13 protein-coding genes and 1 riboswitch are annotated in these 21,578 nt (G+C 41.6%); of the genes, 10 read left to right on the forward strand and 3 right to left on the reverse strand.

Going from position 1 to position 21,578, the window contains the following annotated elements:
- Positions 1–1,074: LPXTG cell wall anchor domain-containing protein (locus AC6UDD_RS00005; RefSeq protein WP_500717221.1), on the forward strand; the 1,074-nt coding region annotated here is incomplete at its 5' end.
- A gap of 158 nt (positions 1,075–1,232) precedes the next feature.
- Here AC6UDD_RS00005 and AC6UDD_RS00010 read toward each other — a convergent pair.
- Together AC6UDD_RS00010 and AC6UDD_RS00015 are read right to left on the reverse strand one after the other, a co-directional pair.
- Positions 1,233–1,778 carry a folate family ECF transporter S component gene (locus tag AC6UDD_RS00010; RefSeq protein WP_500717223.1) on the reverse strand — a complete coding sequence of 182 codons (546 nt, stop codon included), beginning with the start codon at positions 1,776–1,778 and terminating at the stop codon, positions 1,233–1,235.
- Between the two features lie 47 nt (positions 1,779–1,825).
- Positions 1,826–1,923: riboswitch (THF riboswitch) on the reverse strand.
- A gap of 552 nt (positions 1,924–2,475) precedes the next feature.
- Entirely contained in the window at positions 2,476–3,072 is a 597-nt protein-coding gene (locus AC6UDD_RS00015) for a hypothetical protein (protein WP_500717225.1), read from the reverse strand.
- Between the two features lie 276 nt (positions 3,073–3,348).
- On the opposite strand from AC6UDD_RS00015, the gene AC6UDD_RS00020 reads away from it, so the two are divergent.
- From AC6UDD_RS00020 to AC6UDD_RS00050, 7 genes are all read left to right on the forward strand, one after another.
- On the forward strand, positions 3,349–4,272 hold the full coding sequence (locus AC6UDD_RS00020; protein WP_500717227.1) for a prenyltransferase: 924 nt from the start codon (positions 3,349–3,351) through the stop codon (positions 4,270–4,272).
- A 221-nt stretch (positions 4,273–4,493) separates the two neighbouring features.
- Positions 4,494–4,976 (forward strand): sigma-70 family RNA polymerase sigma factor, encoded by a 483-nt coding sequence (locus AC6UDD_RS00025; protein ID WP_500717229.1) that lies wholly within the window; start codon positions 4,494–4,496, stop codon positions 4,974–4,976.
- 68 nt (positions 4,977–5,044) lie between these two features.
- Positions 5,045–5,248 (forward strand): DUF1659 domain-containing protein, encoded by a 204-nt coding sequence (locus AC6UDD_RS00030; RefSeq protein WP_500717231.1) that lies wholly within the window; start codon positions 5,045–5,047, stop codon positions 5,246–5,248.
- A gap of 14 nt (positions 5,249–5,262) precedes the next feature.
- Positions 5,263–5,502, forward strand: a complete 240-nt coding sequence (locus tag AC6UDD_RS00035) for a DUF2922 domain-containing protein (RefSeq protein ID WP_500717233.1) — start codon at positions 5,263–5,265, stop codon at positions 5,500–5,502.
- Positions 5,503–5,692: 190 nt separating this feature from the next.
- The gene (locus AC6UDD_RS00040; RefSeq protein WP_500717236.1) at positions 5,693–6,751 is read left to right on the forward strand and encodes a linear amide C-N hydrolase; all 1,059 of its coding nucleotides are present in this window, start codon (positions 5,693–5,695) and stop codon (positions 6,749–6,751) included.
- Between the two features lie 86 nt (positions 6,752–6,837).
- Positions 6,838–7,986, forward strand: coding sequence for a glycerate kinase (locus AC6UDD_RS00045; protein WP_500717238.1), 1,149 nt, complete (start codon positions 6,838–6,840; stop codon positions 7,984–7,986).
- A 71-nt stretch (positions 7,987–8,057) separates the two neighbouring features.
- Positions 8,058–8,687 carry a class A sortase gene (locus AC6UDD_RS00050; RefSeq protein WP_500717240.1) on the forward strand — a complete coding sequence of 210 codons (630 nt, stop codon included), beginning with the start codon at positions 8,058–8,060 and terminating at the stop codon, positions 8,685–8,687.
- Positions 8,688–8,758: 71 nt separating this feature from the next.
- Here the strand turns inward: AC6UDD_RS00050 and AC6UDD_RS00055 are convergent, their stop codons facing one another.
- On the reverse strand, positions 8,759–9,292 hold the full coding sequence (locus tag AC6UDD_RS00055) for a hypothetical protein (RefSeq protein WP_500717242.1): 534 nt from the start codon (positions 9,290–9,292) through the stop codon (positions 8,759–8,761).
- Between the two features lie 659 nt (positions 9,293–9,951).
- Between AC6UDD_RS00055 and AC6UDD_RS00060 the strand changes: the two genes are divergently transcribed.
- The gene (locus tag AC6UDD_RS00060; protein WP_500717244.1) at positions 9,952–16,644 is read left to right on the forward strand and encodes a mucin-binding protein; all 6,693 of its coding nucleotides are present in this window, start codon (positions 9,952–9,954) and stop codon (positions 16,642–16,644) included.
- Between the two features lie 332 nt (positions 16,645–16,976).
- Positions 16,977–21,302 carry a mucin-binding protein gene (locus AC6UDD_RS00065; RefSeq protein ID WP_500717246.1) on the forward strand — a complete coding sequence of 1,442 codons (4,326 nt, stop codon included), beginning with the start codon at positions 16,977–16,979 and terminating at the stop codon, positions 21,300–21,302.
- The last annotated feature ends 276 nt before the right edge of the window (positions 21,303–21,578 follow it).

Consider the following 21,578-nt stretch of genomic DNA (forward strand, 5'->3'; position numbering starts at 1 on the left):
GCATCAATGAGTGGTAGTCAATCGACAAGCGACAGCCTATCAACAAGTGCGAGTGGTTCAACTAGTACTTCGATGAGCACAAATCACTCCGAAAGTACAAGTGCTAGTGCTTCAGTAAGTGGTAGTCAATCGACGAGTGATAGCCTATCAACAAGTGCCAGTGGTTCAACAAGTACTTCAATGAGCACAAATCATTCTGAAAGTACGAGTGCCAGCGCTTCGGTAAGTGGTAGTCAATCGACGAGTGATAGCTTATCAACGAGTGCCAGTGGCTCAACTAGTACTTCAATGAGCACAAATCACTCCGAAAGTACGAGTGCCAGTGCATCACTGAGCGGTTCTCAATCGACGAGTGACAGCTTATCAACGAGTGCCAGCGGCTCAACTAGTACCTCAATGAGCACAAATCATTCTGAAAGTACGAGTGCTAGTTCTTCAGTAAGTGGCAGTGCTTCCACAAGTGGTAGCTTAAGCAATTCCACAAGTGTGAGTGGCTCAACCAGTACTAGTGATAGTATTTCTACTAGTGCAAGTGACTCACTAAGTACCAGCACAAGTGGCTCAATCAGTACTTCAATGAATGACAATCATTCCGCAAGTACAAGTGCCAGTGCTTCATTGAGTAGCAGTCAATCCACCAGCGATAGCTTATCGACAAGTGCCAGTGGTTCGATGAGTACTTCAATGAGTACAAATCATTCGGCAAGTACCAGCGCCAGTGAATCAACTAGCACTTCAATGAGTGATGTCAACTCTGCCAGTACAAGTGCTAGTTCTTCATTAAGTGGTTCTCAATCGACGAGCGATAGTTTATCTATCAACACTAATGGTTCAACTAGCACTTCAACGAGTGACAACCATTCAACGAATACCTCAGAAGACAACGGTAATGCTACTAATAATCACGGTAACAACGGTAAAAATGCTGAAAAGAAGAATAATAAAGCAGACAAATTGCCTCAAACCGGACAAAGTAACAATGACCTAGTAACTGCTGCAGGTGTTATTGAACTCGCAATGGTTGGACTTTGGGGAATTCTTAACGGACTTAAGAGACGTAAGAAGAACCAATAAGCAATTTTAGCTAGATATTAAAACCATAAATAAAAAAGATTTTAATATCTGTTAACATTAAGCGATCAAATTCGAAATGAATTTGGTCGCTTTTTGTGTATGTGATAAGACTAAAAAAGGGGTCCCTGAAGTTTAAACTTCAGGGACCCTTTCATTAATTATTTACTTTTAAAAACGTTTGGTTTCATGTGCTGAATGACTCTGTTATTCATTAACACGTAAAGGATTACGATTTGAATCGGGGTTGCGATGATGTTTTTGACAATCCGGATTGGCAGGTAATAGAAAAACGACGTGTTGGACATGATTGAAATCCAGAGGGTGTTGAAAAAGACGTTAATCACTAACGTAACAATTACCATCGTGATCGTCAAGCGCACCCAACCGATTTTTTGGTGGTGATAAAAAGCAAAACTATATATCAGGGCGGCTAACACGGCGGTAAAAGTGTAACCGATGAAAAATCCGTAACCATTAATCAAGGATTGCAAGATATCTAAGATCACCGCCGAGATAGAGGCCCAGAACGGACCAAACCACCATGCGATAAAGACCGCTGCAATAAAGCCAAAACCAATCTCCAGATAACTGGTCTGAAACTGAATCTTACCTAGCACAATCTTAATGGCCATCAAGACCGCTAAATAGGTTAATCCCTTGGTGCTCAGGGGGCGCATCCCCCAATGTTCTAATTCTTTCTTCATACTGACATCTCCTTAGTGGAGCTGCCACCAAAATTGGCATAAATTAAAGTGGCGAATGCGGACCAAGCACCGCAAACTGTTAGTTTTTCGTTCAGCGTTCACATTCCGTTCCGCCGACACTTAACGCGCAAGGTCCTACTCCTAAATTTTTAGAACATTATAAGTATACTACTTTTTCGATAACGGTTTTGTTAAATATGGTCAGTCTGGGAATCGAACCCAGATGATCCGAGCCATCGCTGACCTACCATGACTAAGGTAAGAGAAAAAATAAGAAAATTGGTTTGATTAATAAGCAAGTATTAATCAAAGGTCCCTTTCCGATTAGTTCTCTTTGGAATTAACTACCTATGTATGATTTATATTTATAAAAGCCCCGCCAGAGGAATGTACAAATCATATATATTAAAGATCGTAATTAAACTTTTAAAATTTAAACATAATAAGTAGTTAAGTGCAGAGGGAAGAATCGAACTCCCGTTGTTAAAAGTTACCAGACTCCGCAATATTTTATTCATCTAAGATACTAACAGGAACCAATTATTAATTGAGATCATATGTAAAAATAATACATTATTTTAAAAGAAAATTAAACGTATTTTTAGTTCATAATGAGGTACTATGAACCGTAATAAAAAGACTAGTGCCCGTTTCTGGGTGCTAGTCTCTGGAAATTAAATTGTGATTACAAAATTAATTATTGAAAGCTAATGATGCGAAAATCATCGTCATCGGCAAAAATCTCAAAGTTAAAGACCTGACCTAAGTCGTAGTGTTCGACGTGATAGGCCACGTTGTCGTCAATGGCGTTTTCAAGTTTGGAGAGGTTTAGCTCAGAGATAAAACTGAGCGCATACTCCAATAACATGGTTGGATTGTCGATTAGGTCATGGAACTGACTCTCGTCGTCTGAGACCGTGGTGATGTTTCCTGAGAATTCGTCACCGATGGTGTTGACCCCGTTGTAGCATTTCTGCTTGAAGAATTGGTTGCGGATAAATCCCAGTCGGTTGGCCTCATCTCGGTCCTTGACCTGGTCGGTTTGGACCTGAAAGTTATCATCAGTTTTGTTTAGTTGACTGTGATTTGGCACAAAGTCCCAAATTGAGCGTTTGTCTTTGAAGGTTGGGGTGACGTTGTATGGATTTAAGCGGATGATTTCATGATCGTTAAGTTCGCATACTGGTAGCGATGAGTACAGTTCTTCTTTTTGTTGCTTCTTGATATAGGCATCCTGATACATCAGGACGAGATCGATCACGTACTGGGCGTCTCTAAGTTCGTTTAGTTTCATGGTATTCCTCCTTTCTGTGCCACTCAATATAGCAGGATTGAACCGTGAAAGTCTAACATATTGTTTATAAATTAACATGAAGTAGAGCAAAAATGTTTTATGTAAATATGGTTACAAAGTGCTATTATAATAGTATTTATTAGAAAAGATGATTTGACAAAGCAAAAGCTATTTTTATTAAATAGTTAACATTTGTTACTAAATTCACTATGTTACATCTTTTCTCAACAAATTAATTTTTGCGGGATTCTTTAACGGATTCAGCAGGAGGTTAAAATGAATATTCATAAATTAATTGCCCTAACGGAACCGAGTTCGCTTGTGTCAACCGTGATTCCCTTTTTATTGGGATTAATGTTTGTCAGCTATGATTACAGGAAAGTCGACGTTTTTAATTCTATTATTTTGTTACTAGCGTGTCTTTTAATCCAGCTTATGGCCAACTCGTTGGATAATCTGGCTGATTATCACTCCGCCCTTAAGACTTCTAAAAAAGCAGCCAAAAAGTTTCGAGAGCAAACTAACTCACTAGGAGTTAATGATATTTCATTTAAGGCGGCAGTGATTACGACTCTAATCTTTGCGCTCCTAACGGCCATCTTGGGAATATACTTGCTCTTTGCGTCCACGATTTGGCTGTTAGCAATTGGTGTGATTGGTTTTGTCATCAGCTATTTGTATTCTAGTGGACCATTGCCAATCTCCCACACGCCATTTGGTGAAATTGCATGTTCGCTGACGATGGGAGTAGGAATTACTTACACCGTCATTATGGTAAATGTGCCGGTAGTACAATTTAGTTGGCACCTGTTTCTGAATGGCTTTTTGGTGTCTACGCTTGCTCTGTTTCCACTGGCTAGTATCATGCTTGCCAATAATCTTTGTGACGTAAAAGAGGACATTCAGTTAAACCGTCATACCTTAGCGTCGATTATCGGGAAAAAGTGGTCTTTAGTGGTTTTCATTGGTAATTATGTTATGACTTACATCATGGTAGTTGTAACCGTCTGGTTGCGGCTACTTCCGGTTAGTACGTTACTGGTGTTGCTAACGATTCCTGTGGTCTATCGTCATGTGCATGAATTTATTCGTGTTCAGGACAAAAAACGGACGTTCATTCTTTCTGTCAAAAACAGCTTTTCAATTTTGTTAACGCTGATTTTGGCAGCATTATGCCAGCTGTTAGTGGCTCTTTTTTAAATTAATCTCTGTAAGGTGGAAGATGGATTCCATCTTTAACTTTGATATTTCGAAGTTAGCCTCACTAGCGTCTTTTTTTGCGGCAAAATTCCGCCATTTACCGGGATGGTGCTGATTCTCATCTCACCTTATGCTAGTTCTTGATACAAAGGCCTTTGGATCAAACTACTATAGGGAGATTCAATTTTATGAATAATAAACAAGCGGCGTTTCGTTTCTTAATGGCAGGCGACCACGAGGTTATGATTTTTGGCGTACTAAAACGTCTGGGTATCAGACCATTTTACGACCAATATCAGGACCTGGTGTCAGAAGGACGGCTGGCATTTGTAAGTGCGTATCAACGCTATCCGGGTGATCCGGCCGACGAAAAAAGTCGACTGAACTTCATTTATCAGGGAGTGTACTGGCACATTTTAGACCTTTTAAAGAAGGAAACTAGGGAGAACTCCAAAATTGACGTGGAAAATAGTACCGATCTGGATGTTATTTCCGATGGCGATGAAGACGTCGAAACACGCATCATGTTTAAAGAAGTCCTGAACCGATTGAACGAAAAAGAGTGCCAGCTGGTGATGCGACGGTATCGTGGCCAGTCGATGACAGTGATTGCGAAAGAACTGCATGTTTCAAGGAAGACCCTCTACCAGTGGAAAAAGCAGATTATCAAAAAGGTCAATTGGGGTAACACATTGACTAGGTGATTCGTTTCTAGTAGGTGTAAGGGGTTGGCCAACTGCCTTAACAAAATAAACTGAAGAGGATGGAAAAAATGAAAAGAAATTGGATGAAGACTAGCGCAACATACACACTTGCAGGAGAGGGTCACGCTGACGCCAAACACACTTTTAACAACCTGGTGCAAAACGTTTCAGAAGATCAGATCAAGCAGTTCGGTACGATTTTAGCGGAATTATCCGGTGACTCATTTAAAAAAGCAACGTTGAGTTCCACTGACACTTTAGACGCTGAATAATTAGGAGGATGAACATGAGAAATTTAGAATTAGTTTTTAAATCAGATCAAAACAAGGTTAAGACCATTAAGTTGAACTACGCTTCAAGCACTCTGGGTGAAGAAGTGGTCAAGAACGCCATGGATCGGATCGCCAAACTTGAGATGTTTCAAAAGGACGGCGTGAACTTGTACAACACACCAGTTTGTGCGCGTTACGTGGAAATTAAGAAGTACCCGATCTACCAAGCACCGGTGGTCCCAGCTGTTAAGTAAATATCGGATTCAGAAAAAGCACTTCATCTCGGATGAAGTGCTTTTTTGTTTGCGACATTGTTTGAATTACGTCACAGGGGTTCATTTTCCGAAATGGCGTGCCCACTGGTTTTTAATTGGTGCTGAAATTTTCGGTCACTAAAAGGTCGCTCATTTTGATAGTGTAAATACCATGTGAGGAGCGAAATCAATGAAGAAAATAATTAAATATGGATTACTTGGAATCGTTGCGGTACTAGTTGTAATCGGGTTGGGACTCTTTTTCATGTTTCACGACGAATTATCGACCCTGAACTCCGTGAAAAAGGTCAACAATTATCCCATGTACGAGATGACGTACAAAAATGACTATGGCCTAGATAAATTGTTAAAACAGGGGGCCTCAAACGACCAGGAGTTGGTTCAGTTTGCGTCCAAGCAACTTTTAAAAGGACTGCCACTTAAGATTGACATTCCCAAGGTGGCCTGCACGACGTTTTCGGCCACGACACCCAACGGTCAACACCTGTTTGGCAGAAATTTTGACCTGCAGTATTCACCGTCAATGGTGGTCAAGACGGCGCCGAAAGACGGTTACAAGAGTATCTCAATGGTTGACTTGAAGTTTTTGGGACTTAATCGACAGTCGATGAGCAAGTTTTCTGACAAGGTGATTTCTCTAGCGGCACCGTACATTCCGTTTGACGGGATTAACGAAAAGGGCGTGAGCGCGGCTGTGTTGTGGGTCCCTGACAAGGTCACCAATCAACAAACCAGTAAGCCGGACATCACCACCAGTGTGGCCATTCGGATGATTTTGGACCACGCTAAAGACACGAATCAGGCCATTAGCCTCCTTAAAAAGTACGACATGCATGCGTCGGCGGACGGCTGTTACCACTTCCAGATCAACGACGCCAAGGGTCACAGTGCCGTGGTTGAGTACGAAAATAACAAGATGTCGGTAATTCCGCAGACCGGAAATCATCAGGTTCTGACTAACTTTTACGAGACTCCAGGAAGTAAGTACCATAAGGGAATTGGTTTTGACCGGTACAACGTGGCCAACGGTAAGTTGAATCAAAGTCACGGAATTGAGACCGAGAAGCAGGGGATGCAGTTGTTAGACGACGTGCACGATGGACCTCACATGCCGTATCAAGACGATAGTCCGACCCAGTGGACCGTTCTTTACAATAATTCCAAAAAGACGATGACGGTGGTGACTGGGGCTAATTTTAAAAAGCAGTATCACTACCAAGTTAATTAATTTAAAGCACTTCATTGTGTATGAAGTGCTTTTTTTGTGCGTTATAATCGATTTAATGGATGAACAAGTTCGAAAGGAGGAAGAGCATGAGTTTACGGTTTGTTTTAGCGCCAGATTCATTTAAGGACAGTATGTCAGCCAAACAAGTGGCAGGCGCAATGGCGGCGGGCATCATTAACGTTGATCCGTCGGCCCACATTGATAAAGTTCCGATGGCTGATGGTGGCGAAGGGACCGTTGACACGCTGGTTGACGCCACTCACGGCAGAAAGATTGACGTCACGGTTGATGGTCCGATTCCTGGTCAGAAGGTGGATTCATTCTTTGGGATGCTGGGTGACGGCAAGACCGCAGTCATCGAGATGGCCAAGGCCAGTGGACTCGAGTTAATTCCCGAAAACCGCCGCAATCCGATGGTTACGACCACGCTTGGGACTGGTGAGTTGATTAGAGCTGCCTTGGATTTTGGCGCTCAAAAAATCATTATCGGGATCGGTGGGAGTGCGACCGTTGACGGTGGAGCCGGGATGGCAACCGCTCTTGGAGTCAAGTTCATGGACGAAAACGGGAAGGTTATCATTCCCAACGGGGCTTCAATCGGCCGCATCTCCGATATTTCGGTTGCCGGACTCGATCATCGGATCACCGAGACCGAGTTTGTGGTCGCCTCAGACGTGACCAATCCACTGGTCGGAAAGAACGGAGCAGCGCCGGTGTTTGGTCCGCAGAAGGGCGCCAACTCCAGTCAGGTCGTGCAACTGGATAACAATTTAAGAAGTTATGCGCACGTGATTAACGATAAATTAGGGATGGACGTTACCAGTGTCCCTGGCAGTGGTGCCGCTGGTGGCGTTGGTGCCGGACTGATGGTCTTTTTAAAGGCCAAGTTGCGTCCCGGCATTGAGATTGTGGAACAGACGGTCGGGCTAGAAGAAAAAATTAAGCACGCCGACTGCGTTTTCACTGGTGAGGGCAGCATTGACGCCCAGACTAAGTTTGGAAAGGTTCCGTTTGGAGTGGCTAAACTAGCCAAGAAGTACCATAAGCCGGTCTTTGTTGAGACGGGTCACATCGGTGAAGGTATTAGTGACCTGTACGATGCCGGGGTGTCGTCCGTGATTGACATCCTAGGCGGAGTGACGTCGACAGAGGAAGCCCTAAAAAGGGGACCCGAAAACATCGAACGCACCACCGAGAATATTATAAGAATTATCAAAGCCAGTTCGAAACTTTAGATTTTAAGTAGAAATAAGGTAGAATAAGCGTATGTAGTAGTGGAGTACGTTTACGAAATGGCGGTAGGAAAATGAAGAAATTTTTTTGGAACCTCTTAATTGTGGTCCTGGTCGTCGTCGGTCTTGGTCTGGTTTTCAATTCCCAGATTACTTCTTGGTGGGTTGGATACCAAGGCGGACAGAAGGCTAACAGTATCACCAAACAGGAGGCTAAACGAGGTAATCAGCGTAAGGGTGATTACGATTTTAGTAACGTAAAGGCGGTCGACGAGAACGCCATTATGAAGAGTCAAAAGGCCAAGAAGTCACCCGCAATCGGCCGTATCAAGATTCCGGATTTAAAGATTGATTTGCCCATCTTTAAGGGGTTAAACGACGATGATCTAACGATCGGAGCCGGAACGATGAAGATGGACGAGAAGATGGGGGAGAGAAACTACGTACTGGCGGGTCATCACATGAAGGACCCGAACGTGTTGTTCTCGCCACTGTCAAAAGCGAAGGTCGGACAGAAAATCTACCTTTCCAATCCTAGTAAGAAGTACACCTACAAGATTACCAGTAAGAAGATCGTCTCTGAAGATGACATCTCGGTGATTAATGATAATGGTAACCAAAAAGAAATCACGCTGGTCACGTGTGCTTCTGGAAATCCAGGTGAAACCAAACGTTTGATTGTGTCCGGTAAATTAATTAAATAGTTCAAAATAAAATACCGTATCGTTATTAATCTAATAACGACACGGTATTTTTGTGTCGTGAGTTGATAATATCAGTTGTTTTGAAAGTATTCGCGAAGTTTCTTTTTAAAGGATTGGGGTCCCTCTGGAATCGGGCTGGTGATCCACATCTCCAAGATAAAGAAAAAGGCCTGATCCTGCAGATTCATGATCATATGTTTGGGAATCTTTTGTTTAACGTGAAAGTTGGGAGAATTGTTCATGATGTTACTTTTATACTTTTTCTCTAAAAAAGCCATGAAGATGCCCTTGAGGCTCGGTTTAAGCAGGACGCGAATCTGATCGCGATACTTATATACAAGATCCGGTAGACAGTTAATCAAATTATTGACGTAGGTATCGTCGGGATCTCTTTCCTTATTAAATTCTTCATCAATTTGATCGCATAATGTGGTTTGGATGTAAGTGATTAAATCATCAATGCTTTCGAAATTATTATAAAAGGACTTTCTTGATACGCCAGCCGAGTCTGTTAGTGACTTCACGTTGATATCAAAGATACTTTTATGACTAGCTTGAATTAGAAATTCGTTTGCAATTAAGTTCTTTGTTACATTGGTTGCCATATTTTTCTCCAGAATTTTGATATAAATCATTCTAAGAGAGTTACTCACTAGCGAGAGTTGTTCTAACTCTTTTGGATAATTAAGGCTTTTTACACATTAAGCGACCATTGAATGTGAATTATATTATAGTGATTACAATATGATGTCCTTTATAGTTCTCCTGCATGAGTACCAATGTAAGCCTTGTAGATCAGTTTTTTTACGCATCACAAGAAACCATTTCGATCTTTTTAAATGATTCCTGATAATAAATTAATTTTGGAGTGTTTTCACATGCCTATTCTAACAGCGTTTAGCTGGTTATCTGATCTACTGGTTACGTTGGTGCTAGTTGTGGTTTGGATGACACAAAAATACCTATGTACTTTTTAACTTACTTCATAGAATGAAAGCGAGTTACATTACAGTTTCTAAATATATAGTATTAATGTTACAAAAATATTACATTTTTTGGTGATTATTTACACATAATGAGTAGTATGTGGGACCAAATCCGGGATATTCGACCAAATAAAAGCCTATCATGACGGTATTTTACACACATTGTGTAAAATACAATTGTGTTCAATTCAATTTCAGTTTGTGCAATAATTACTTCAGGCTTAGTTAGCCGGTAAGTATAGATTAATTTGAAATTAGAAGGGAAGGTTTTTATTTATATGTTTAATCGTGATAGCAAAACACATTATAAGATGTATAAAGCTGGTAAACGATGGCTGTTCAGTGCAATTACAGTCACGATGTTTTCAGCCGGGATTTCAGGCGGAATCCTTATGTCTAACCAACATAATGTGAAAGCGGATGTTACTAACAACACTCAGATGAATTCACAAAATAGTGATTCGTCTGATAAACAAGTTGTAGCACCGCAAAAGCAGACTACCAATGATACGGCAGCTGATCAGAACGTCACCAAGAGCGACGACACGGCAAACACGCAAACTGCCAGTGCTCAGGACACTACCAAAAATGATGACGCTTCAGCTAAGCAGTCCGACTCATCACAAAATCAGACAACTGATCAAAATGCGACTAAGAGTGATGATGCGGCTAGTCAAAAAGCCGATTCAACTAATTCTGATCAAAACATAGCAAAAAACAATGACACCACATCAGATAAGCAGGCTGACGCTGATGCCACTAAAAATGACAACGCTACAAGTCAAAAGGCCGATTCAGCAAAAGACCAAGCAAGTAACAAACAGACTGACCAAGACGCCACTAAGAGTGACGATGCTTCAAACCAGAAGAATGATTCCGAAAAGAACCAGGCTTCTGATAAGAAAGCAGCTACAAGTGATAACGCAGCAACTAAGCAAGACGCTGTGGTAGATGCTTCTGATCAGAACAATGACCTTCAAAGTAAGTCTAATAATGCCGTTTTGGCTAGTAACAACGACCAAAATAACTTAAAAAATGTGACAACTAACTTTGCAGCTGAACCGTTTAACGTCAAGGTTAGTGACCCAGATTACAAGGCCAACAATGTTCCATGGGTTGATCCAAATGCACAACACTTTACCTATGGTTTTGCTACGGTTATCCAAACTCCAAAGGATTCAACAACCAAGGTAAAATGGATTGTTTGGTCAACTGACCGATCCGGTGATGACGTTGTTTATGTTAATGAAATTGATGCTGACGGAAACCTTCTTCAAACCTACATTCTTAACCAGAATGGTCAAATCATCAATTCAGATAACATCGATGGTCTTCATTACCAACGATGGGATGATCGGACGACCGGAATGGGCTTTGACACTGATTCCGATTACCGTTTTCAAAAAAACTGGTTCTACAATAACCCACAAGGATTAAGTGATACTGCGCTTGGAGCCTTGAATACCTTTACCCCTGATTTGGTTACTCAGACCGTTACTTGGACCAACAAAGACACTGGTAAAGTAATGGCAACCCACCAGTTTACTGGAATGTCAGGTCAAACATATGAAATTACTGGAATGCCACCAGAAATTCCAACGACCTATTACATTTCTACTAAACCATCCAATGCTTCCGGAACTATTTCAAGTTTCGGTGTCGTTGGTACTCAGTGGAAGTCCCATTTAAAGGGTGGTTACACCACTACTTACACTGAAACTGATGATCACGGTGGTATGGACGTTCAATTAACTGATAAAGATGGAAACTTAGTTGCCGGAACTGACGGTCAAACGACTTATCATATTGATGCCAGTTACAACTATGACCCAACTACCAGACAGTACTCTTGGGATATTCCTGGATACGGACTTGTGGTTCTTTCACCAATTTACGTTCCACAGACCCGTAAAATTGAGTATCAGGTTGCTCCACTTGGAAAATTAATCCCAGTTGATTCCAATGGTGATCCAATTAATAATGGTTCAGATGATGTGCCATACCAGACTCAACCAGACGATCCAACTAAGGTAACGCAACCTCAATTACCAAACATTCCAGGTATGATTCCAATGGATCCAAACGATCCAACCAAGCCATTAAAGCCAAATTCTGATGGAACTTACCCATACCCAATCACTGATCCAGGTTCTGACACTAAGGTTCCTTATGGCCCCGCCACAAGTCAGGTAACCGATAACAGTGGTCAGGGTACCGTTACCGTTCACTACAAAGACGCTAACGGTAACACCGTTGCACCAGACAAGCAGGTCACCGTTCCATTTACTAGAACCGGGACTAGAGATAATGCGACTGGCAACATTACCTGGGGCGATTGGCAACCAGCTGGCAATGCCAACCCAGTGATTACCTCACCAACTGTTCCTAACATGACACCAGATCATGCAACTATTACTGGAAGTGCCACTGAAGGTCAAGATGATGTTCACACTGTCATTTACAGTGACACACTTACTACTGTAACTGATGATAGTGGTAAAGGGACCGTTACCGTTCACTACAAGGACGCTAATGGCAACACCATTGCATCTGATCAACAGGTCACCGTTCCATTTACTAGAACTGGGACTAAGAACGAAAAAACTGGTGACGTTAAATGGGGTGACTGGAAGCCAGCCGGAAACGCTAACCCAGTCATTGATTCACCAGCAATCACTGGTTACACCCCTGATCAAACAAGTGTAACTGGGGATGCAGCTGAAGGAAAAGATGACGTTCACACCGTTATCTATCATGCTAACGAAGAGCAAGCTCACGTTCAGTACATTGACCAAGATAACGGCAACAGTGTTATCAAGACTGACAACCTCAGTGGTAAATTCGGAACAAAGTCCGATTACAGCACTCAGAGTGAGATCGCTAGCTTAGAAGCTCAAGGTTACGAATTAGTCACTGACGGCTATCCAAATGGCTACGAATTTAATACCGACAATCCAACTTTCAAAGTTGTCTTTAAGCACAAGACTAAGACGGTTACACCAGATAATCCGGGTCAACCAGGACAACCAGTTGATCCAAATAACCCAACTGGACCTAAGTACCCAGACGGAACTGGCGTAAATGACCTAACTAAGAACATTACGAGAACGGTTCATTACGTCTACGCCGACGGTAGTAAAGCCTCCGACGATCGTACTGAAACGGTTACCTACACTCGGACCGCAACATTCGACCAGGTTACTGGTAAGATTATCAGCTACGGTGACTGGACTACCAAGAATGCCGTCTTTGATTCAATCGATTCTCCAACAATTACGGGATACACACCTGATCAAGCAACCGTTGGTGCTTTGACTACTACTGCCGATTCAACTAACTCAAACGTTACCGTTACCTACACTGCCAATGAAGAACAGGCTCACGTTCAATACATTGACCAAGACGATGGCAATAGGGTTATCAAGACTGACGACTTAACTGGTAAGTTTGGTTCCAAATCTGATTACAGTACAAAGGACGAGATTGCCCTCTTAGAATCTAAGGGTTACGAATTAGTCACTGACGGCTACCCAAATGGGTATGAATTTAATACCGATAACCCAACTTTCCAAGTTGTCTTTAAGCATAAGACTAAGACGGTTACACCAGATAACCCTGGTCAACCTGGTCAACCAATTGATCCAAATAATCCAGATGGACCTCATTATCCTAACGGAACTGGTGTAAATGATTTGACCAAGAACATTACCAGAACGGTGCACTACGTTTACGCTGACGGTAGTAAAGCCGCTGATGATCAGGTTGAGACCGTTACCTACACTCGTACGGCAACCTTTGACCAAGTTACTGGTAAGATTATCAGTTATGGCGACTGGACTACTAAGAATGCGGTCTTCGGTTCCATCAAGTCACCTGAAATTAATGGTTACACACCTGATAAGGCAACCGTTGGTGCTCTAACTACTACTGCCGATTCAACCGACTCGACTGATACGGTTACTTACAACGCTAACGAAGAAAAAGCACAAGTTAACTACGTCGACCAAGACGAAGGTAACAAGCTTATTCATACCGATGCTTTAACTGGTAAGTTTGGTAGTAAGTCTGGTTACACTACGAAGGACGAAATCGCTAAGCTAGAGGCTCAAGGATACGAGCTAGTATCCGATGGATTCCCAGGCGACGGTTACACCTTCAATACTGATAACCCAACCTTCACCGTTGTCTTGAAACATAAGACTAAGACGGTTACACCGGACAATCCAGGAAACCCAGGTCAACCAATTGATCCAAATAATCCAGATGGACCTCATTATCCAGACGGAACTGGTGTAAATGACTTGACCAAGAACATTACGAGAACCGTTCACTACGTTTACGCTGACGGTAGTAAAGCCGCTAACGATCAAGTTGAGACAGTTACCTACACTCGAACTGCAACATTCGACCAAGTTACTGGTAAGATTATCAGTTACGGCGATTGGACCACTAAGAATGCGGTCTTCGGCGCAATTGATTCTCCTGAAATTACGGGATACACTCCTGATAAAGCAACTGTTGGTTCACTCACCACTTCCCCTAATTCAGAGAACTCAACTGATACGGTTACCTACACTGCCAACGATGAACAGGCCCATGTTCAGTACATTGACCAAGATGATGGCAATCGGGTTATCAAGACTGATAACTTAACTGGTAAATTTGGTTCTAAGTCAGACTACAGTACGAAAGATGAAATCGCTAAACTAGAAGCTCAAGGTTACGAATTAGTCACTGACGATTATCCAAATGGGTACGAATTTAATACCGACAACCCAACTTTCAAAGTTGTCTTGAAACACAAGACCAAGACAGTCACACCAGATAATCCTGGTCAACCTGGTCAACCAATTGATCCAAATAATCCAGACGGACCTCATTATCCTAATGGAACTGGTGTAAATGACCTAACTAAGAACATTACCAGAACGATTCACTACGTCTACGCTGACGGTAGTAAAGCTTCCGATGACAAAGTTGAAACGGTTACGTTCACAAGAACGGCAACCTTTGACCAAGTTACTGGTAAGATTATCAGTTATGGCGACTGGACTACTAAGAATGCGGTCTTTAGTTCAATTGACTCCCCAGCAATTACTGGATACACACCAGATAAGGCAAGTGTTGGTTCAGAAACTGCCACTGCCGACACACCAGACGGATCTGTTACCGTTACCTACAATGCTAATGAAGAAAAAGCATTAGTTAACTACGTTGACCAAGACGATGGTAACAAGGTTATCCATTTTGATGACCTAAACGGAAAATTCGGTTCTAAGTCAGACTACAGTACGAAGGACGAAATCGCTAGACTAGAAGCTAAAGGATACGAACTAGTATCCGATGGATTCCCTACTGACGGATACACCTTCAATACTGATAATCCAACCTTTACCGTTGTTTTGAAGCACAGAACCAAGACGGTTACACCGGATAACCCAGGAAACCCAGGTCAACCAGTTGATCCAAACAACCCAACTGGACCAAAGTATCCAGATGGAACTGGTCAAACTGATTTGACTAAGAATATTACTAGAACCGTGCATTATGTCTATGCCGATGGTAGTAAAGCTTCCGATGACAGAGTTGAAACAGTTACGTTCACAAGAACGGCAACCTTTGATGAAGTTACCGGCAAGATTATTAGTTATAGTGACTGGACTTCAACTAACGCCGTCTTTGGTGAAATCAACTCACCTGAAATTACTGGTTACACTCCAGATAAGGCAAGCGTTGGTTCAGAAACAATTGGTCCTGACGCAACGAATTCTAGTGTTACCGTTACCTACAACGCCAACGATGAAAAGGCTCAAGTTGAGTACATCGACCAAGACGATGGTAATAAGGTTATTCATACTGATGGCTTAAACGGGAAGTTCGGTTCTAAGTCTGATTACAGTACGAAGGACGAGATTGCTAAACTAGAGGCCCAAGGATACGAACTAGTATCCGACGGATTCCCAGGTGACGGCTATACCTTCAATACTGATAACCCAACTTTCAAGGTTGTTTTGAAACACAAGACCAAGGAAGTTACACCTGATAACCCAGGAAACCCAGGTCAACCAGTTGATCCAAATAACCCAACTGGACCAAAGTATCCTGATGGAACCAGCAAAACTGACCTGACTAAGAACGTTACTAGAACCATTCACTACGTTGATAAGAATGGTAACAAGTTAGCTGATGATGTGGTTCAATCAACTACCTTTACTAGAACGGCAACGTTTGATCAAGTTACTGGTAAGGTAACTTACAGCGCATGGACGACTAAGAGTGATGTATTGAGTGGAGTTAACTCTCCAGTTATCAATGGTTACTACACTAACACTGCTTCAGTTGGTCAAGAAACGGTTAACGCTGATTCTAACGACTCCGAAGTAACGGTCATTTACTACGCATTAGGTCACTTAGTTCCTGATGTTCTAGGCAGTAACCCAATCATTTATCCAAATGATCCAAACAATCCAAGTGATGCTGGTAACCCAATTATCCCTGACATTCCTGGATACACTCCAGTTGATAAGAACGGGAACAAGTTGGTACCTGGCACTCCTTATCCGATTGATCACAATGATTTAGGAAAAGATACTCCAATTCATTATGTGAAGAATGCTGAACCAGAAACTCCGGTTACTCCAAACAAGCCAGAGAAACCTTCAGCACAACCGGAACAACCAGAACCAACTAAGCCAAGTGCACCAAAGGAAGTTCCGGCCGCACAACCGGAAGCTCCGAAGGCTAAGCAAGCACCACAAACTCCTGCTAAAGCACCGGCTCAACCAGCTAAACCACAAGAAAAGAAAGCTCCAGCAGCTAAGCCAGCTAAAAAGTCTGAAAAGAAGACGACGTTACCACAAACTGGTCAAAGTTCTGATAACTTCTTAAGCATTATCGGAACCATGCTTCTGTCACTTCTCAGTTTCTTTGGATTAGGAAAATGGTTTAAAGATAAGAAAGAAACCAAGTAAGTTTGTGATTTAAAAAATATGCGAGATTAATAAGTTTAAAGGCTAACATCCATTTTGGGTGTTAGCCTTTTTTTATATATTTTTAATAATTAAAAAATTCAGCAATTTATTAAGAAATGAATAAATTGCTGAAAACGTGTTGGCACTAGCATAGTGAGATTTAGATTTAAAAATTCACAACTTGAATTACCTAATTAATTGACAAGTTTGATAAACAGGATGATTGAGTTATCGTATTTTTTATGTATAATAAGTCTCCGTAATAATGAATAATAAGTATAGTTTGTGATTTATTATTTTGTAACCGCCATGGTACTAAGGAGTGTTTATTTATGTTTAGGGATTCAAAGAAACGTTTTAAGATGTATAAGTCTGGGAAACGTTGGATGGTTGCTGCCCTTGTCACCACTTTCACAATCGGTGGAATGACACTAGGGGCAAGTGCTGACACCACTTCAACGCAGGCCAATGCAGGAGTCGTTCCGTCTGAACAAAAAGCAGACCAGACGAGTACGACGACACAACCGGGAACCACATCATCTAATCAAAATGATGCAAACCCAAGTAGTTCAGACCAAGCTGTCAGTGCAACAGATGGTCAGACAAGGGATAACCAGAGTCAAACAGCTGATTCGCAAAAGCAGGCGGATCAACCAACTCAACCAACGACTGATTCACAAACTCAGGTGCAAAATGACCAGTCAAAACAGGATGATAGTAATCAAGAATCACAATCATCCACGAATAATTCTAATCAAGCAACTCAGGACCAGAAAACTGAGCAATCATCACAAGATAGTAAAACTGATCAATCGAAGACTGACCAGTCCAGTGATGTAAAGAAGCAAGATGATAGTCAACCAAGCGCTATTTCTGACAATCAACATCAGACGCAGGATTCATCAAAACAAAATGATGCAACAGCTAAATCTGATTCACAAACTGATCAGACAAAAACTGATGACCAGAAGAATCAAGGAACTGACACCCAAGCCAAACCGGATGATACAAATCAGGCTAAAAACGATGATGCCAAAAAGGCTAATCAGCCTAATCCGGATGTTGTAAGAAATAATCAACAAATGAATGCCGATACCACTAGTGACAACAGTACTCTGCCAAAGGGTATCAACATCACGAGTGATGCATCTCCAGACAATACTAACTTTAACCAGTTTGGGAGTATGTCAGTTCGAACCGACATTAATATTACCGATGCTGACGCTACCATCAATGCTGGTGACAGAATCGTGTTTAACATTGCCAACAGTACTGATCCCGGTAGTGATGTCATGATGAAAAAGGTTATCAATTGGAAGAATATTTCAATGACTGGTGGTTCAGAATATGGTCATTTAGTAATCGATGCCGCAAATGGTCAAGCTTATTACATTTTTGATAAAAACATTGCCTTCACAACGGGTTCGTTCTCGTTTACTTTGAACATTCCGTTTCAAGCTGACCCAACTGTTCCACTAGTTGGAGTTAACTTCTCAACTGAATTTCAGCAGGGTAATTCCACTTATTTGATAAACAAATTTTACTATGGATACTCTGCTTCTAATAATAATCAACCATCACCTGACCGAGTTCAGGCGCCTAACCTAGGATCTGGAATCGGAAATAACTATGCGGGTGTCGCAGCACCATACGATGGCCCAACTGCTAATAACCCGGTTTCAACTCCTACTTATGGTGATTCAATTTATAATCCGGCTAAGGGAGATCAACCTAGTTTTGCTAACGTGCTTTACCCAAATGGAAATCCTGACCCTAATTTGAATAACCTAACTGGCAGAACCTGGACCGTTGATATTCAGGGTGACGGGGCTTCGTTTGATTTAAACGGACTTCGTTTTGGAATTCCTAGTCCAGGAGTTTATTCTCCTGGATGGGCCGGACAGTATGCTGGTCAGTGGATTACGCTAGATCAGTTAAGACAAGTCCTTCCTGGTGTTCAGGTTCAAGTTGACCAGATTAATGCGAACCATGCTAGATTATCGATTACTTTCCCAGATGGGGTAACCATTCAATACTTACAGTTTACTGGTAATTTTATTGCGCCCAATACTGGTGGCAGATATTCCGTTAACTTTGGTTATCATGATGATCAGGGAACTTCGAGAAATAATAGTATTCCCATGGGTTTTGTTTATCAAACCAATGACCAACAAGGATTCTTCCCATCCATTACGGCCAGTGATAAGTCATTAAATGCGGACACCTTCAACATTGGTGATTTAGACAGCTACTTGCTAGATGGCGTAAGTTCAAATGACGTTCAAGATGGAACCAGCGATAAAGTTGAAATCTCCGATGATGCCGCTTTAAGAGAAGCCATTGCTAACAAGCAGGCCGGCGTTTATAACGTTACCTATAAGACAACCAATTCGAAGGGATTGACGAGTTATAAGACGGTGAGTGTCACGGTCGTTCTCAGTCAAGCAGTTACAGACTCAACCACTGGAACATTTACCATTCATTACGTTGATCAAAATGGTAATACCTTCCAACCGGATAAGGTCATTACCGCGCACTTCACTCGGACTGGTCAAAGAGACCCATTGACAAATAATGTTACTTGGGATGATTGGACAAGTACCGATAACACTTATGACATTCCATCACCAAGTTTTGACAATATGACTCCTAGTCAGAATTCAGTTAGTGGAACCATTAGTCCTGACGAAAATGGTTCAACAACAGTTACTTATACTCATAATACTGAAGATTTAAAGGATGAAACCACTGGACAAGTAACCATTAACTATGTTGACCAAGATGGCAAGCAGGTTGCACCATCGAAGACAGTTGTTGCCCACTTTACTCGGACTGGAACTAAGGATTTGGTGAGTGGTCATGTTACTTGGAACGATTGGACAAGTACTGACAACACTTACGACGTGACATCACCAAGTGTTCCTAACAGAACTCCTAGTCAGAAATCAGTCAGCGGAACGATTAACCCAAGTGATAACAGTGAAGTAAATATTACTTATGCTGATGACACTACGGAAGTGAGTGAGCAAGCCACTGGTCAAACAACCATCAATTACATTGACAAAACTGGTGGTAATCAAGTGGCACCATCAAAGGTTATTACTGGTCATTTCACCCGAACTGGGACTAAGAATTTAGTAACGAATGATGTTACTTGGAATGACTGGACAAGTGATGATGCTCATTACAACGTTGATTCACCTAAGGTTTACAACATGACCCCTGATAAATATCAAGTTATTGGAAACGTTGTTCGTGGAGAAAATAATACAATTAATGTTTACTACACACATGACACGGCTTCAGTAATTGGTACTGCTACTGGTCAAAGAACCATTCACTATGTTGATCAAAATGGTAACCAAGTGGCACCTTCAAAGACTATTTCCGTTAACTTCACTAGAAATGGAACGATGGACTTTGCCACGGGTGAACTTACTTGGGGACCATGGATGAGCGACGGTAGTGATACTTACAACGTTGCCTCACCAGAAATTGATAACATGACACCTGATAAGAACTCAGTTAGCGGGACAATTACGCCACATGAAAATGATTCAGTAAACGTTGTTTACACGCATAATACCCAAGCAGTAACAGATGAAGCTACTGGTCAAAAGACCATTAATTACGTTGACCAAGCTGGTAAACAAGTAGCACCATCCAAGACAGTTACTGCTCACTTCACTCGAACTGGAACCAAAGATTTGGCAACGGGCGAAGTTAAATGGAACGATTGGACCAGTGATGACGATACTTACAGTGTCGATTCACCGAAGATTGCTAACATGACGCCTGATCAAAATTCAATCAGTGGAACCATTACGCCACATGAAAATGATTCAGTGAAGGTTACTTACACTCATAACACTGAAGCAGTATCAGATCAGACAACTGGTCAGGTTACCATTCACTATGTTGATAAGGATGGTAACCAAGTAGCACCATCAAAGACGATTACCGCTCACTTTACTCGAACTGGAACTAAGGATTTGGCAACGGGCGAAGTCACATGGAACGACTGGACGAGTGATGACAACACTTATAGTGTTAAATCACCAAATGTTACTGATATGATTCCCGATCAAGCGGTTGTCGATGGAACCATCGGTCCAGATGAGATGGGAACAGAAAAAGTTACCTACTCTAAGGAACAAACTGGTGAGACTAACCCAACCCCAAATCATCCAGAGGACCACAACGGTGGAAATCCAACTGAGCCAGAACAACCAGATCATAACGGTAGTAACCCAACGGAACCAGAGAATCCAACTAACGGAAACAATGGTGAAAGTGGGAACAACACTAAACCAAACACACCAAATAACAATGGTGGAAATGGCGAAATGACACCAAATGATCACAATGGCAATGCGGTTCCTGAAAGTAATGGAAGTTCAAATAAGAACAACTCGAATTCTTCAGAAACAACCGCACCAGAATCCTCTACTTCAGAAAATAATCCCCATGTTAAGTCACAAAAACATGAGAATAATGAAGCTAAAGAAAATGCAACCAACACTAATAAAAAAGGTGAGTTGCCACAAACTGGTCAAGAAGATAACGGTGTCCTAAGTGCCATTGGAATTATGTTACTTTCAATTCTTGGTATCTTTGGATTAGGAAAATGGTTTAAAGATAAAAAAGAAACCAAATAAGCTTTAAATTAAATTGAATGGTCGACATCTATGAAATGGATGTTGGCCATTTTTTTGTGGCTAATTTATGGAAAGTTATTTAACAAAAACCGGGTTTAATGGAGTTTTTGAAATTAATTTGGTTGGAAATAAAAAAATTTTTGCAAATATTTTTGTGAATTTTACTCACACAAAATCGGTCAAAAAAGAATTGACAATAGGTAAATTGTGAACAATTGGATAATGCTTGTGTTATTTTAATCAATTAATTAAATGATAAATATTTTTTGACGATAC

This window comes from Fructilactobacillus sp. X2R1C3, assembly GCF_059901425.1.

Bases quoted from the DNA above. Each gene is read 5' to 3' on its own strand.
- AC6UDD_RS00010 (WP_500717223.1), bottom strand. From the start codon at position 1,778: ATGAAGAAAGAATTAGAACATTGGGGGATGCGCCCCCTGAGCACCAAG.
- AC6UDD_RS00015 (WP_500717225.1), bottom strand. From the start codon at position 3,072: ATGAAACTAAACGAACTTAGAGACGCCCAGTACGTGATCGATCTCGTC.
- AC6UDD_RS00020 (WP_500717227.1), top strand. From the start codon at position 3,349: ATGAATATTCATAAATTAATTGCCCTAACGGAACCGAGTTCGCTTGTG.
- AC6UDD_RS00025 (WP_500717229.1), top strand. From the start codon at position 4,494: ATGGCAGGCGACCACGAGGTTATGATTTTTGGCGTACTAAAACGTCTG.
- AC6UDD_RS00030 (WP_500717231.1), top strand. From the start codon at position 5,045: ATGAAAAGAAATTGGATGAAGACTAGCGCAACATACACACTTGCAGGA.
- AC6UDD_RS00035 (WP_500717233.1), top strand. From the start codon at position 5,263: ATGAGAAATTTAGAATTAGTTTTTAAATCAGATCAAAACAAGGTTAAG.
- AC6UDD_RS00040 (WP_500717236.1), top strand. From the start codon at position 5,693: ATGAAGAAAATAATTAAATATGGATTACTTGGAATCGTTGCGGTACTA.
- AC6UDD_RS00045 (WP_500717238.1), top strand. From the start codon at position 6,838: ATGAGTTTACGGTTTGTTTTAGCGCCAGATTCATTTAAGGACAGTATG.
- AC6UDD_RS00050 (WP_500717240.1), top strand. From the start codon at position 8,058: ATGAAGAAATTTTTTTGGAACCTCTTAATTGTGGTCCTGGTCGTCGTC.
- AC6UDD_RS00055 (WP_500717242.1), bottom strand. From the start codon at position 9,292: ATGGCAACCAATGTAACAAAGAACTTAATTGCAAACGAATTTCTAATT.
- AC6UDD_RS00060 (WP_500717244.1), top strand. From the start codon at position 9,952: ATGTTTAATCGTGATAGCAAAACACATTATAAGATGTATAAAGCTGGT.
- AC6UDD_RS00065 (WP_500717246.1), top strand. From the start codon at position 16,977: ATGTTTAGGGATTCAAAGAAACGTTTTAAGATGTATAAGTCTGGGAAA.